The sequence below is a fragment of the Sphingobacterium haloxyli genome (assembly GCF_002980525.1).
GTDB lineage: Bacteria > Bacteroidota > Bacteroidia > Sphingobacteriales > Sphingobacteriaceae > Sphingobacterium > Sphingobacterium haloxyli.
In genome coordinates, this window is record NZ_PVBQ01000001.1 from 187,350 (window position 1) to 203,563 (window position 16,214).

At 45.9% G+C, this 16,214-nt stretch carries 7 protein-coding genes; all 7 read right to left on the reverse strand.

From position 1 onward, the window contains the following. Positions 1–3 precede the first annotated feature (3 nt). Entirely contained in the window at positions 4–1,449 is a 1,446-nt protein-coding gene (locus C5745_RS00745) for a fasciclin domain-containing protein (protein ID WP_165792980.1), read from the reverse strand. Positions 1,450–1,467: 18 nt separating this feature from the next. Further along, positions 1,468–3,138 (reverse strand): fasciclin domain-containing protein, encoded by a 1,671-nt coding sequence (locus C5745_RS00750; protein ID WP_105715040.1) that lies wholly within the window; start codon positions 3,136–3,138, stop codon positions 1,468–1,470. Further along, positions 3,128–4,615 (reverse strand): RagB/SusD family nutrient uptake outer membrane protein, encoded by a 1,488-nt coding sequence (locus C5745_RS00755; RefSeq protein WP_105715041.1) that lies wholly within the window; start codon positions 4,613–4,615, stop codon positions 3,128–3,130. The genes C5745_RS00750 and C5745_RS00755 overlap by 11 nt, the downstream gene beginning before the upstream one ends. Positions 4,616–4,632: 17 nt before the next feature. Continuing rightward, positions 4,633–7,905: a SusC/RagA family TonB-linked outer membrane protein gene (locus tag C5745_RS00760; protein WP_105715042.1), complete on the reverse strand. Its 3,273-nt coding sequence runs from the start codon at positions 7,903–7,905 to the stop codon at positions 4,633–4,635. A 9-nt stretch (positions 7,906–7,914) separates the two neighbouring features. After that, positions 7,915–10,143 carry a fasciclin domain-containing protein gene (locus tag C5745_RS00765; RefSeq protein WP_105715043.1) on the reverse strand — a complete coding sequence of 743 codons (2,229 nt, stop codon included), beginning with the start codon at positions 10,141–10,143 and terminating at the stop codon, positions 7,915–7,917. Between the two features lie 438 nt (positions 10,144–10,581). Further along, positions 10,582–12,738 (reverse strand): RagB/SusD family nutrient uptake outer membrane protein, encoded by a 2,157-nt coding sequence (locus C5745_RS00770; RefSeq protein ID WP_165792981.1) that lies wholly within the window; start codon positions 12,736–12,738, stop codon positions 10,582–10,584. Between the two features lie 26 nt (positions 12,739–12,764). Continuing rightward, positions 12,765–16,028, reverse strand: a complete 3,264-nt coding sequence (locus C5745_RS00775) for a SusC/RagA family TonB-linked outer membrane protein (protein ID WP_105715045.1) — start codon at positions 16,026–16,028, stop codon at positions 12,765–12,767. Positions 16,029–16,214: the final 186 nt, after the last annotated feature.

Below are 16,214 nucleotides of genomic sequence, written 5' to 3' on the forward strand. Positions count from 1 at the left end.
GGTTTAGTTGGTTTTTAGTTTCGGCACAAAGCGTAAGTAATCCAGTACCAATGTATTTTCCCCGTGTGTCGCAGTCCCCATGGCTCGCAATATCGGGACAATCCGATTGTAGTCTGCCAACTGGAATTCCCCCAGATAGACTTCGTTGTAATCATTCTGTTCTACATTAGTATACGGAAATTCATAAATGGGCTCTCTGACTTCCTGCTCAGGATCCTCTTCGCTCGGACGTGTATCAAACTCGAAAATCCCTACCTGCTGCTGGAATACGTTCGCCTGTACATCATTCAATGCTCGCCAATATACATCATAAGTTGTGCTATACATCCGGGGGGTCTGATAGGCCACCTGCAGACTGGAAACCCCATGGTTTTGTACCATGATATCGGTAAAAAGTTCACCAAAAGGATCTTTGCGTACCCGGTGGAAGGTATTCGCAGTAACCGAGGTTGAAAAACCCCAAGGCTCCTCTCCTTCTATATAAATATCCACGAGTTTATTAGGTATAGGCAAGGTCGGTCGATCCAGGAAATGAACCCAGCCGTTACTCAAGCGCACGGAACGGCTAATGGCCGAACGATCTACCGGAAACGGCACATTCGATCTGCTGAGCAGCATCGCAGGCAGGTTGTCCTTATCGTACGCTTGGTCAAATAGCATATCCTTTGCGATATGGTACTGACTGATGGCATACGAGGAATCCGCATGGTTACGGTAGTTTACATAGGGTAGGAACTGCTGTGCTTCTGCCAAAAAATCCGCATCGTTCAGCACAAAATAGGTAAAACGTTTGGTCTCGTCCCGCACATCGCCTATTTCGCTCAAAAATTCGTTGTTTAGGTAGTAATCCTCGGGATCTTCGACCACCGCAGTATCATGCAGGTTGTAATCATTCAAGCTCAGGATAAAAGCGTTTTGCTGTTCATCTTTATGCTCGTTTATATATTCCCAAAGGCTCTGCCGAGGGCTTAGCACTTCGGTAATGATATGGTAGATACCGTCGGCGCCCGCTTGGTCTGTTTTCGCAAAGGCTGCGCCATCGATCTCGCTGTTCACGAAGTCAAGTATTTTACCGCTGAGCATCTTAAGACGGACGGTATCCGTCGAGGCATTCAGTCGGTGTGTCGATACAGCAATGTGGTTTTTCACAAAGCGTTCCAACGCTTCCGCATCATTCTGCAGGGATGAGGCTACAGCTTGTACGCGACTATTTTCCGGCGAGAAGACGGTATAAGCATTATTGCCGTTCAACATTTTGTCTACGCCTGATGTACGTAGCAACTTCATAAATTCGCTGGCCTCGGATTCTTTTTCTAATCGTTCCAACAGCGGTTCGTTCGTGAGCCCCTCGTTATCCCGAGCATGTTCATCCCAAGGATCGGAGCAACCGATTTGCAATAGGATACAGACGAGTCCTATTACTGGTGTTAGTATATGGTATTTCTTCATTATCTTCATCTTTAAAGTTTACGGATAAACAGCATTTCCCTCGGTGTCAAACCTCGGCCAAATTTGCTCCTCGTCTATGGGGATAAACTGCACAAAGTCTAGCCACCACTTCGCATTAACATTCGAACTGGTCTCAAAGCGCAGCGTCTGTCTGTCGGTTACATCAATATCAACGACACCCACCATCTTGCAATTATAATTTCCGCCAGTAGCAGTGTGTTGTTTATATCCCAATGCTTCCAGTTCTCTTTCCGGCAGATTATTTATCCTCCATTCAGCCTGATTCAGCGTCCTGGATAGCTTTATGCCGTTCACCGATGTCTCTATGATATTCCCATTATTGTTATGTGCATTTCTACGCCAGCCTACCCAAACCTTGTAACGTCCACGTACGATAACCGGTGTTTTAAACTCAATCCAAGGAGCCCAGGCACTCCTCATGGGTATTTCAAGAACATCCCCAAAAGCAGCTCCCGCCATATTTCCGCTTGCCGTACCGTTATACCACAATTGCTCACCATCCCCACCTCCCCAAGTAACATCCCGGAGATAACCTTTTGGAATACTTAAAGTTCCTCTTCGGTACACCCCCGCCACACGTAATTCCGGTTGGTCAGATGGATCCCAATCTACGCGGAAAGGTTGCCGTTGTTTAATGTAGATGTCGTCTTTGATATAGTGCAAGACACCATTAACCGTCGTATTATCGCTGGCCTGGCGATCTACTTCGGCACCTTCTTCCAGCTCGCCTAACCAGACTTCTTCATTCAATAATATTCTCTCCCGATCCACTTTCACCAGTAAAACTTCCCGTGGCACCTGTGTAGTGTGGGAACTGGAGAAAGCCAGATCAGAGACGTATTTCAAATCGGGTAAGACATGGTAGGCCATGTGCATATATAAGCTATCTTCTGGGTTTTTCGGGTTTCCGGTATGATTATACTTTTCGACTAAATCCTGTATGGTGTTGAAACCGCGTTGGGCAAAAGTCGCATTGCTCACCGCGAGTACCGAAAAAAACTGTTCGGCTACCCGTTGATGGAGCACCGCATCCAAACCCGTCAAATGCAAGCCTTCAGCAAAAAGACTGAGGTTCGGGTCAGCTTCAATCTCCTGCATCACCGTGTTCGTGACTTTCGTAAACACCTTATCGACGCCGTGTACCATACCATTTCCTGTGCGGATATTCGGCATAATAATTTTCGATTCCTTGTTGAGGACGAAATAGGACTCTCCATCTATATTTTGAACAGCCGTGGTGATAAACATCCCGAACACAGAGTTGCGTTGAATCTTGCCATCCCGAAACTGTCCTGTAGATACGGTGTCCTGTATAATATGGAGGTTAACCAGATCTTTCACATCCGCCTCGGAGAGGTCGCTTATACGGCCTTTTCCCTCGCTTTGCAAAAAGGTCTGCATGGCACTGTTATTCGGTGCAAAAACCGTATACGTCCCCCAAGCATCTAAATACGAAGATGCACCCGCCAGCTTAATTGCTTCAGCAAAGAGACTGTAATCTTCATGTTCCGCTAAAAAGCGGCTGATATTCGGACGGGTATCCGTTGTTTCCGTAAAATTCTCTTTTGTACAGGAAAATGGTAGCCAGAGTACCGCTGCCAGTAACAGCAGACCTGTCATGTGGTATATCTTTCTCGCTTTCATCACTATTATATCGTTAGTTTCCATAAAAAGGGTTTTGTTGCAATACACCGCCACTACGCTGGATTTCGATAAAATAAATCGGAAGATAATGGCTGTTTACATCGCGATATTTACCGAGCATGGCCTGCTGCCGATCCGCCGGCGCATAGTTCACGACCATACTGGTAATCAAATCGATCCGTTGGTAATTGTTCCGACGGGCATTGCGCAACACATCAAACCAACGCTTTCCTTCGTACGCAAATTCCCGAGCACGTTCCTCGACGATAAACGTCGTGATGCCCTGCTGGTCATCCGGTGCAGGATCTAAATCAGTACCTTGCATCGCATTGCCACGCTCCCGAATCGTGTAAATTAAGTCTAAAGCCTCCTGTCCGCGGTTCAGGCCATTTAGCGCCTCGGCTTTCATCAGGAGTACATCTGCGTAGCGGTAAACCATCCAATGTGTATAGGATTCTTCCAGCGACTTGGTCTGCGTCCGGTTTAGGCCATGGTACTTGTAAATCATGTTGGTTGCGGTCGACAATGCACCCCGATCGCCGCGCACGTCGAAGTTCGTCGGATCCGCAGCATCAAATTGAAATAAATCTTCATATACATTCTGTCCAGCTGTATAAAGGGCATTCTGCCGAAACAAAGCATAAAAAGGATTCAGTTGCTGCCGGTCATACTGCAATTCAAAAATGCCTTCGACAGAATTCCCCTGTCCGAACAGCTCGTTCAACCAGGTCGATGGGTCACCTGATACCAATTCAAAGATGCCGGCGTCTATAATTTCGTCACAGGCGTCTGCTGCTTTTCGAAATTCGTCTTGCCAGAGATACGCATCTGCCAGCATGGCGTTTACGGTATAGCGCGTGATTTTACCTTTATCGGCAGCTGTGCTCCCAAATGTTTCACGTACCATCGGCTCGGCACGAACCAAGTCGTCTACTACTGCCTGCAGCACTGCTGCCTGCGGTGATTTCGCGATGGACGCTAAATCCTCGTCTGACGCCGTATACGTTAACTTAATCGGGACATCACCCCAGATACGCGCTAAATTAAGATACATCCAAGCCCGGATTGCCAAGGCCTCGCCTACATAAGCGTCCAGATCCGCTTGTACAAATGTGGGATCAAGATCCTTCACTGCAGGTGCATTCTCAATGACGTTATTGCAGTAGTTAATAATCCGGTAAAACGTTCCCCAATTGCTAAACGAGTTTGTCGGCAGCATATCAGCAAACCGATATTCGATATATGCCTGCGGTGCAAACGTACTGATATCCACCATATCGGTACGGATCTCGCCATGCATAAACAGCTCCTGCGTCAAGGAACTCGTAATTAAAGAGATATACAGTCCATTGACCGCGGCCCGCACCTGTTCTTTCGTCTTCCAATAATCCTCTGCTACTACCCCTTCCTGTGGCTTTAACTCCAACCATTTATTACAGGAACTGAAACTCAGCAAGGCAAATGCTAGAACGGGAATTGATTTTTTGAATATATGTATCATCACTATCTTCTTCTAGGTTAAAAACTTGTCGATAAACCGAATGTAAAGCGCATCGTTGGTGGTGTGCGCGAGTTGTCTCGTGCTACCCCGAAAATGCCGCTCTGCATGTTGACTTCCGGATCCTGCCCCAAATACCGCGTCCAGGTATAGAAATTTTCGCCCGTTACGTACAAGCGCAGATTACTCATGCCTATACGATCAATCAGGCTGCCTCTATTAAAGGTGTAACTGACCGTCGCCGAGCGGAAACGCAGAAATGATGCATCTTGCACATAACGATCGGAGCCCAACCAGTTATACCCCATACCCATCAGTGCCCGTGGCATATCCGTCACGTCACCCTCTTTCCGCCAGCGGCGTAATACAGCGGTAGACTGATTATCATAGTTCGTCATCTTTGTGGTATGCATCAATGCATCGTTAATGGCTTCATACCCTAGACGGAAGTTGAAAAACAGGTTAATCCGCAAACTATTCTTAATCGTAGTCGATGGGCCGAATCCGCCGGTAAACTTCGGATTGGAATTGCCGAGATAAACGATATCCCGCTCATCTATACTGCCGTCGTTGTTGATGTCGGCATATTTTGCATCCCCCGGTTGGAATACGTAATCTGTATATGGGTAATTAAACCGCATATACACGGGTTCGCCGTCCGGACCATAAATAGCCTGTCCGTTGCCATCTTTTGCAATAGTTTCCTCTAATGTGGAATACACCCCTTCGTACCGATAGCCGTAAAAAGAACCAATGGGATTATTAATCCGCAGAAACCGCTTATAATCGCCATTCACCGTTCCTGTTCCAGATTCGTTCACAAAAAACTCCGGCACTTCGCGGACTACATTCAGGTTCCGAGCGATATTGAAAGCAAAATCGACCATTAGGTTTTTCGAACGGTACGGAGTTGCATGGAGATTCAGCTCCCATCCTTGATTGTCCATCACGCCGTAATTCAACCAAATACTTTCAAATCCCGATGTATTAGGTACACCCAAATCATCGAACAGCATATCGGTCGTGCGGTTGCGATAAAACTCCATATCCAAACGGAAACGACGTTTCCACATTTCCAGGTTTAGTCCCACATTGGCTCCCTTCACCCGTTCAAATTTCAGGTTTCTATACGCCATATTCGCCGGGGCCGTCCCTGCCTCGCCTAAATAAGTCTGATCATAGCTGTTAATATTGCTGTAAAAGAGGTAATCGTAACGGGGTGCTTTCCCCGAATGCCCGTAACTTGCACGGAAACTCAACTCATCAATAAAGGGTAAGTTTTCCATAAAGCGTTCACCTGAAACACGCCAGCGTGTAGAAATGGATGGAAAATAGCCGTAACGATAGTTTGCTCCGAATTTAGAGTTCCCGTCCCCCCGTACACCCACATTCACGATATAACGGTCCAAGAACTTATATTGCGTACTAAACACACCGCCAATCGAACGCGATTGTCCTTCTCCTCCCCGCAATGCTAATTCATTATTCTGTGTCCGGCCTGGATTCGATGGATCGGTCAATAAGGTAGAAGCTGTATTCGATATCATCGATTCATAACTCAATCCACGAAAATCGTCTGTCTGCCAAGAAAACAACATCTGCAAATCATGTTTCATTTTATCACCGAGATTGGGTGTATAAATCAGATTTGCTTTCGTTTGCATTCGAAAATCATCGCGATCGGATTCCCCCGCACGGTTCACGACCGTCTCCGTATAGGGTCTACCGGTTGCTAGTTGCGGTAAGAAGTTATTCACCCGCGTGTTATTCATATCGAACATCACGCTCAAATCCGAAAACAGAATACCCTTAATCAACTCATAACGCAAATTAAATGTCGGTGTAATCCGTTCCCCCATGTGCTTGTTGTATGCATATTCAGCCATTGCCGCGGGACTATAAGTGCCGGGATAGACCCCCTGAATATTCCGGTCTGGCGAAAAGTAAACCGGCATGATATTGCCGTAGGGATCGTATTCCCATAAACTCATATTGGGCATCTTGACATACGCCGCTCCACGGATATTATCCTGATTATCTCTGGAATTGACGTAATTCCGATCAGTCACCGTATGGGTATACGCGATGTCTGTACGGAATTTAATCCGCTCCGAAATATCGTAGTCAAGGTTCAGCCTAGCTGCTATCCGGCTCAGACCTGTTCCGACCGTCACGCCGCGCTGTCCCAAGTAACTCACCGAAGAATAATATCTGGCTTTCTCGCCCCCGCCCTGTATCGAAAAGGTATGATCATTGGACAAGCCGGTTTGATTAATTGCGTTTATCCAGTCTGTATTCTGGCTGTAATTATGATAGTAATAAACGTCTCCTGGATCGTACTGAAACTCCTTACTGGCTAATGTGTTTAAAGGAAGCCCTGTACGGTTCATATACATTTCTGGAATCAAGGAAGAATATTGATCGCCACTGAGCAGCGGGATCGCACTTGGCACCGAGGAAAGCGCCCCACGAAACGAGTAGCCCACCCGCGGCTTCGACATAGTACCTCGCTTCGTCGTAATCAACAGCACGCCATTGGAGCCCCTTGCCCCCCACATAGCCGTTGCAGCAGCGTCCTTTAACACCGAGATAGTTTCTATATCCGCTGGAGCAACATTCAATAACTGCGCATACGCATCTTCATCAGCTGCCCCAAAGTTAAAATCCCCAGGAATTTCTGTCTCGTAGGGCATGCCATCGACCACAATCAAGGGTTCCGCGCTACCACTTAAGGAGGAGGTACCCCGTATACGGATCGACATCCCCGAGCCCGGATCGCCGGAATTGGCAGCAATATCGACTCCCGGCAAGCGTCCCTGCAAAGCTTCGTCTATTGAGCTTGATTGCATCTCCTGCAACACACTCGCGTTTATGGTGGCGGTCGCCGTGGTTAAATCCCGGGCGGATATATTTAATAAACCTGTGTTGGGTTGTACTCCTCCAGTCCCCGTTACAACCACCTCTTCAATCTGGCTATCGCTCGTGCTCAACTGCATGTCGATTTGGTTTCTACTATTGATGCGTACCACCTGCGCGTTATAACTGATAAATGAAAAATTCAGGCGATTCAATGCCGTAGTAACCGCTAAGGCGTAATTACCTTCGATATCTGTTGTTGTTGCCGATACGGTACGATTGTCGGCACTCAGCTCAGAAACCGTAACGCCTGCCAAAGGCTGTTTAGATGTTGCATCGACCACTTTTCCACGCACAATATGTTGCGCAAAAGCGGTATGCCCTATGCAGCAGATCCAAAACAACAGAAACGAAGAACGATATATTAATTGTCTCATAATTTGGATTTAATTGTTGTAATTTAGATATCCATTTAATTCATGTAATACGATACGATCGCTCAAGTATAAATCCGGATTGTAAACGCTAGGTATCGTCCTTCCCTTCCGGTCGATAAATCGTAAGTTCCCGACAGCATTCGACACATTGACCGTTTGCGATTCATCGTTTTCGTCTTTCATCAACGTAATAGCGGATAGAATATCTTGGTTACCGTCAGCGGCAACATTGACATTGGTCAGGATATGGTATTTAATAAAGTTCTCTATCTGGAATTTACCGACGATATCGCCCGTTGCTGGATCAGCCGGCAAGACGCCGTCATCTATAGCCTGCTGTACCGCATCGTTATTTGGCATTAATAAGGTATATAAGCTTCCTCCCGCCACCCCGGTAATTACCCGATCGTTTGCTACGTAAAGCGGTGATCTTAAGACATACTCCCAGAACCGGCTAACATTAGGGTTCTCCGTCGCCACACGAGCCATGGCTTCACCCGCTGTTTCATTCGAGAATTCCAACAGATTGTTTACGTAATATACCCGTCCATTATTCCCAAATTTTGCTGTTCCAACGATCTGTACCGGCTCTTGTAAGCGTTCGTTGCCGGCAGCGTAAATATTCCCGTTATTCCATTTAATAAATTCACCTGGCAGTGCCCGATCCCCTGTTTGGATAAAACCTTGTGTATTATTAATATTTGCCAGTTCATCGTTGGGTGTTTCTATAATATGGCTATAGAGCAAGCGCGCTAGACGGGTCTGTGTCTGACCATGTCCCATCGTATTCCCATTACGGTCTATCCATGACCACTCGTTCAAGCGTTCGTTATAGGAATAACCTAATCTATTCAACAGACTGTTGGAAAACAAAAACAGTGTAAACTTCGTTCCTGGATTGATAACAAGCCGTTTGTGTTCGCGCTCCAACAGCATTAACATCAGCGAATATTCGGGATCCAGAATCACATGTCGATATACCGTATTGAACAAATCAGATTCCTGTATCTTACTTGTCCCATAAAAGAACCCATTGCTCGCTATTTGTTTATCGGTAATATCGGCTTTGGTAAAGCGAGCCGGTTCTTCGTGTAGATTGGTTTTTGTTGAGAACTGGCTGGGCCATACAGCACTTTGCCACAGCATGGTGTTGATGAAATCCGCCATAACCCCTTTGGGAACCCGGTTCAGTGTTCTGTAATGTTCTAGAAATACGTTGCGTATCCAAGGCTCTATGACAGCATCGGTGGGAATGAACATACTATAACCATCTTGTTGTCCGTCATTATCCTCCTCCTTAAGAAAGTTCTCATTGTTAGGCGAAAAGGCTAATAGCGGATCATACACTTTGATGTACACCTCTTCTACTTGCCCTGTCCGATATTCGTAAGTTTTACTCGCTGTAGGACTGTATTCGTATGTCACGAAAAACTGGTTTAAAATTGAATCGCGGAAAAAGCTATATTCATCCTTTTCGCGCAGATACTGATCTAAACTTGGACGGGGTAATGTCACGACATCCACTTCATGAATCACCCCATTTTCTGCAATAATATCGGCTTTAGCAACCGAACCGCCCATGAAATGGAAGTTAGAAGCTGGTGTCGATGGGTAAAAGAAATTGTAATCATCAGCCGTGAGGCTATTAAACTGTCTATACTTTTCGTGGAAATAGGTTACATATTTATTGTTATTGTCGCCATCCACATAGTAGGGTGTTCCGAAGTTTACCGTCACATTATTTCGGTTCGACGCCCCAACAACGATTTCTCTTTCCGTTCCATTAATCTTCACTTTTTCTTTCCGGAAACCATCATAATAAGCTGTACGCCTCCGGAACCCCATCCCTTCTTGCCAGCCCAAGTTGGATTGGTAATCAGAAATACGGTTGGTTTGAAAGGCATTATAGACTAAGGCGTATCGGACGATTTGTTCGGCAACGGCATCTGGCACTTCTTCTACTGTCGCATAATTGTGCTCCTGCAAAAAGCGGTTAACGGCATCGTCATTCGGCGCAAAAAGTGTCCAATACCCAGCCTGATTTAGCGTTTGCATATAGCCTGCCTTTTCGATTAATCGACGGAAATGGGAAAATCTTCCCTCTTCCTCGAGTCGGGTATATATCGGCGATTCCAAATCGTCCGGGCGGCTGTAGTAGTCATCGAAAGCTTCTTTCCGACAGCTTAGGCAAAATGCCGTAAACAGCCCCAATAAAAAGATTAATTTGTAAAAACGCATACCATAGTTTTATAGGTTTATCAAAATTTAAGTTCTACTACCGTAGATTAGTTTTCGTGTTTGGCTAACGCCACTCCCGCGTAGGACTGCCCACACTGTCGTTAGCGCAAATGTCTTCCATGTCAGTATGTTTTGTCATCCTGTTTTAGGTCCGTGCCACGGCTCAGTCAAAAAGTTATTAATTACTTGTTCGGTTTTTAGTATAGTTTATCTTATATGCTTTCTTCTTCCTAATTATTGTTTATTGTTAGTGCTTTGGTTTTTAATTGTTTTATATATCAAATATATTACATCGGTTCTGAAGTGGCAACCTGCGGCATCCTGCATACATAAGCGCCCCACAGTGTCAGCGATCCCCTGCAAATAGCTAATCAATAAAAAAGCTGTCCTATCTACTTGTGTAAATAAGGACAGCTCTATGTATAAACAGGTTAAAGACTAGTATCCTGGATTTTGATAAGCTTTTCGAGCAGCTTCGTCCAACGGCATACCATTTTCATCCGTAAGCCGAACCAAGAATGCATCTGGCCACGGTCTAAATGTGTGGTGTTTCTGCATCTGTCCTTTTCCGTTTCCATCCTGACCATTGCCATTCGCAGTATTGCTTGCCACGGGCCATAAGCCCGTACGGTCTGACGCCATTTGGTTGTAATGCACCGTACGCTCATACAGGATACCGGCATTATGCAAATCCTCCCAAGCTAGCCCTTCCGATAAAAATTCCCTTGCTTTTTCGTTATAAATAAAATGAATAAACATATCTGCTTTTGACGTAACAGTCGGCACATAATGTTCCCTTTGGGCTTCCGGCGTACCCGGTGTGAAATGACTCTCCGATACCATGATCTTATCAAATGTAGTGGAAACACTCTGGTACGGTGCCTGCCGCTCGATTTCTGTTAGCTCCTGCGCTTGAGATTCCCACTCAACAAGGGGTTGCGGGCGGGGTTCCCCAGCCTTAAATGCAGCGCGCCTACGTATCACATTGATATCCGCTACTGCCAATCCGTAGTCGCCCTTGCGGCCATAAGCCTCGGCGCGAATTAAAAATGTTTCCGCCAGACGCATTAAAATCGCGTCCCGGGTACCTTGTTCACTATTAAAATTAGATTCATCGGAACTTCCTCCACGCAAAGGATCCACGTGTTTCTTTGAAGAAAGATAAGGAGCCGGTGCTCCCGTTGCGAGTCCCAGATTAGAGCCATCAATAAATAGTCGATAGTAGTATTTTCCTGTCACGGCAGAGCGAACCCATCGAACGATGAACTGATACGGTTGACTATGGACCATGGCCGAGTCGAGTGCGGTTTCTTTTGTATTTTCCACATAAATAATAGCCCGTTGATTTTCCTTAATACGTTTTTCTCCCGCCACGACCGTAGGTGCATCGGCTGGTTTATTGGTATTCCACCAATTGGCCGCAGCACTATTCCAATTATACGAACTACTTGTGGAATTTGGCATATTGCTAATATACTCGTGGCGGAACGTTTTACTGTAACGCGAATCATACATTCTATCTTTAAAGTTGTCATATCCCCAATCGGTAGGCTTAAATGTACCAAATGGTCGACCATATAGCATAGAGCGCTGTACACCGGACTGGTTAGTATAGTTACCGGTATGATAATTCACTGATCTGTTGCCAAAGCGCGTATGAGTAGTAGGATTGACATCGAACTGCGCAGACCACAGAATTTCTGGATGCGGATTCTTCTCTGCTACAGCTGGGTCAAACAACGTCCAATAATCTGGAGCAAGGCCACCCTCTCCTCCGGCTAGGTTAATTACCTCACTGGCAAAATAAATACAGGAATCCAAGTCCGTACTGACGTTGCCCTTATATAGCATATTTAAGGAAGTTTCCGAACTCAATTGAAATCCCGCCGCCTGTGCGCGGTTGAGGTAAACCTTGGCTAAAAAATGTCCCGCCGCCAACTTAGTAATACGGCCCCGATCCGATTGCAATGGCGGGAGTTGCTCATAGGCAAAACGCACATCGGTAATGATCTGCTTATAAATATCCTCTAAGCTTGCTTTTGGATAATGATAAATACCATTGTCTTCTCTTCGTGCACTAAGCAGCAAAGGAACATCCCCTAACTGATTAGAAATCAAATAATAAGCCCATGCACGCAAAAAACGAACTTCTGCTTTTCTGTTGTTTCGGAATGTCTCATCAGAGCCAAATTTGCCCGGAGCGACCTGATCGATCTGCTCAAGTGCCAAGTTACAGTTGTTGATATGCGGATAGGCTCCCATAGCAGCAAAGTTACTATTTACCTCTCCTAGAAAGTTGTTGATATTGCCTGCAATACGGCTGACATCGGTACCGTATTCAGCACTGCTGTACCGGGCGATAGGCGCGGAAGCCGTTTGATACGTATCCGTTTCCGCCTCAATAAGCCTAGCTCCACTGCCATCCCATTCGTGCTTATTTCTCGCATATACGTACAGCCCATTAATGAGAGCCTCCAATCCGCCTTCATCATTATAAAAGTCCTGCGTTAAATTGGAGACCTGCCGCTCATCCAAAAAATCTTTACAGGAAACAAACATGCTGCCTATTAATAATCCGATTATATATTTTTTCATGATTCCTTTCATTTTACATTACGTTATTAAAAGTTAGCCCGTATACTCAATACATAGGATTGCGGTAGGATGGTATTATTGTTGCTTCCACCGAGCGGATTGCCATCACCTGAAGACCTTTCCCAGTTCGTATCATCATCGGGATTATAGCCCATTTTGACAGCGTCTTTCCCGAATATGAACGGATTCAGTACCTGCGCGTTAAGTTGCAAACCTTTGACGAACCTATTTGTCAGCAACACCTTCGGTAGGTCGTAAGTCAAGGAGATATTACGGACGGAGACGAAGGAACCATCGTGAAACTGCATCGCAACCCCTGTATTCTCCCTGTTCGGTAAATTACTCGCTTGTGGCCACCGTCCCCCGGGGTTGTCCCAGGACCAAAGGTCGTTTTCTACCCGCCCATTCGGCCAGATACCGCCATACGAATTCGGATAGCCACCAAAGAAGGTTTGCCCCCATCTCGCATAGATAAATGTACTCAATGTTAAATCTTTATAACGAAACGTGTTGGTGATACCACCAGACCATTTTGGTCGGTTAGTTCCTCTAATCACCATATCGTCTGCCGTTATACGATAGTCACCGTTTTGGTCAACCAAACGTACAGTTCCTGGATAAAAATCATGTCCATTTTCGTTAAATCTCCCCATTTCGGCGATATCTTCCGGTGTCCCCTGCCATATCCCCGCATTGTCTAATTGGTAAAATACTTGGAGCGGCTGGCCAATAAACCAACGTTGTGCCAACATATCCTGTTTACCGTTCTGCAACTCCACGATTTCTTCATGGTTGGTATTCCAATTAATAGACGTGCTCCAAGTAAAATGTTCTTTTTGAATATTGACCGTGTTTAAGGTTATTTCAAAACCTCGGTTCAGGGTTTTTCCTATATTTTCCAATTTTTCTACATATCCCGACACCGGGGGCAGCGAACGCGTGAGAAGCAGATCAGATGTGTTGCCTTGATAAAATTCCAAACTACCGCTTACTCGGTTGTTCAATACATTAAAATCTATACCCACATTGTACTGCGCCGTCTGCTCCCAGCCCAGAAGAGGATTTCGTACCAACTGCGGCAAATAGCCAATTGCGGCATTTTCTCCAAACACGTAAGGATTGCGACTCAATGGCCCTCCCGAAGTATAGGGATTCACCGCCGAATTGCCCGTAACACCATACCCACCGCGCAACTTCAACTCGTTCAGCCAGGAAACGTTCTGCATAAAATTTTCATCCATGACGTTCCATGCCAAAGCAACGGAAGGATAAAAATGCCATTTATGCCCAGGTGCCAATACGGATGCCCCATCATACCGACCTGTCGCCGTGATGAGGTATTTACCTTTGTAACCGTAATTGACACGTCCCATGTAAGACATCAGCGTTCTTTCCGAGAAACCGGTTCCATAACCATTAGGACGACCATTGGAATTGGCAGCCAGATCGTACCAGTAACTGATATCGTATACGGTTCCTATAACATTTGTCGCCGTGCTCTCAAATTGTTCCCGCTGTGCAGACTGCAATAAAGTCACATTCAGTCGATGGTCCTCTCCGAAATTTTGATCAACATAGAGCAAATTTTCAGCTACCCAAGAAAACCGTTGCTCGTTTGTATAGCCGGCGGTGTTAGGTCTGTTGTTCAGGTGATTGGTAGCTCCCGGCCCCGTCCAAGCACCTGCTCGCCAATTTCGGAACTGCGCCCCGAAATTGAACCGATATTTTAGCCAAGGCAAAAACTGCACCTCGGAAAACAAGGTAGGTGAAATCGCATAGGTCTTTCGTTCGTTCTTCACCTGATCAATGTCCATAACTGGATTAAAAAGTTGCAGGTTGCCACCCGGATTAAGGATCCAATTGCCATCAGGGTCTTTTGGAGTGGCATAAGGAAATTGATCCAATGCACGCGAAAGAAGATTCTTCGAACCGGTATTCGAGGTATTCGTCGAGATACCGTAATTCTGCAAGGAAGTTGATGCGAGGATACTTGCACCAAATGTCAGCCAATCGGTTGCTGTTATATCGCCGTTCAAATTGATATTAAAACGCTCATAATCCTGATCTTTTAGTACACCTTGTTGGTCAAAATAATCTATGGAAGCGTATATACGTGATTTTTCCGTGCCCGAAGACAGCGACACCTGGTGATTTTGTGTTACTCCCGGACGTGTCACATCGCCTACCCAATCATAGGTTGGAATATTAGCCGAGTTGTAAACGGGTACTTCTGCCGGCCAGCCCATCGCACGTTCGGCTGCTGTTGTCGGACGCATCTTTACAGTCGTTCCAAACTCCTCCCATTCATAGCCCTTCCATACATTATTTCGTGCATGGATATCCTGTGCCAACCCCATTCTGCTTTCATCTTCAAACGGATCTGGGTAGCCCATTACTACAGGTGAGAAGCCATCTTTAAACTGCACAGTTTCGTATAATCCACCGTTCATCAAGCCTTCCCGCCAGCGATCGATATATTGACCTCCATTCATCCAATCGGTTAAAGATCTATAACGGTCGATCGTCGCGGTACCACGATAAGCAGCCGTCACCTGGCCGGCTTTCCCCCTTTTGGTCGTTACCAAGATCACGCCGTTGGCCGCACGTGATCCATAGATGGCGGTCGCTGATGCATCTTTCAAGACATCCAGCGATTCAATGTCATTTGGACTTATATCACCTAGACTTCCACCCACCAAGGGGATACCGTCAACCACAATTAGCGGGTCATTCTGAGCAGTCAAGGAACGATTCCCCCGAATTCTAATGCTTGGTGTTTCTCCGGGTCGAATATTGCTGGCCACGTTTACACCGGCGGCTTTCCCCTGTAACGCTTCTGATATATTCTGAACCGGTCGTTCCTGCAATTCTTCGCCCGAAACACGGGAAATTGCACCCGTAACGTCTCTTCTCCGTTGCGTACCATAACCGACCACAACGACCTCTTCTAAATCTCGTTCGTCTTGTATTAACGTGATATTGATCTGCGTACCAGTAACGGGTACCTCTTTTGATAGATATCCGATGGTCGTAATAACCAAGGTTTGGCCCTGCGTCGCGTCGATGCGAAAAACACCTTCGACATCTGTACTGGATTGAATGGTACTCCCCTTTACCGACACAGTAGCATTAGGGATCGCTTCGTTGGTTAACTCGTCCGTTACCCTACCGCTAACAGTAGACGTCTGCGCTTGGGCAGACAAAAGAGAAGTGTAAAGAATACTACACGTGATATAGCATACCACAACAAGTATTCGATAAATTAGTTTTTTAGGGATAAAATGTTTCATAAATGATGTTACTACGTGTTTATAATTAGACAATACCAAGCTTATTCTTTACGTGTCACCACAGGCTATCGAAAGGGTGACCTCACGGTAAAAATACTGTTACAAGTCTATTCTCCTACGAAGTTATCTTTTTGTTTCACTGGCAGCAACCTGCGGCATCCTGCTTCAATGCAATAATTCGTTCGC

Coding starts and splice junctions, on each gene's coding strand:
- C5745_RS00770 (WP_165792981.1), bottom strand. CDS start 12,738: ATGAAAAAATATATAATCGGATTATTAATAGGCAGCATGTTTGTTTCC.
- C5745_RS00765 (WP_105715043.1), bottom strand. CDS start 10,143: ATGCGTTTTTACAAATTAATCTTTTTATTGGGGCTGTTTACGGCATTT.
- C5745_RS00755 (WP_105715041.1), bottom strand. CDS start 4,615: ATGATACATATATTCAAAAAATCAATTCCCGTTCTAGCATTTGCCTTG.
- C5745_RS00775 (WP_105715045.1), bottom strand. CDS start 16,028: ATGAAACATTTTATCCCTAAAAAACTAATTTATCGAATACTTGTTGTG.
- C5745_RS00760 (WP_105715042.1), bottom strand. CDS start 7,905: ATGAGACAATTAATATATCGTTCTTCGTTTCTGTTGTTTTGGATCTGC.
- C5745_RS00745 (WP_165792980.1), bottom strand. CDS start 1,449: ATGAAGAAATACCATATACTAACACCAGTAATAGGACTCGTCTGTATC.
- C5745_RS00750 (WP_105715040.1), bottom strand. CDS start 3,138: ATGGAAACTAACGATATAATAGTGATGAAAGCGAGAAAGATATACCAC.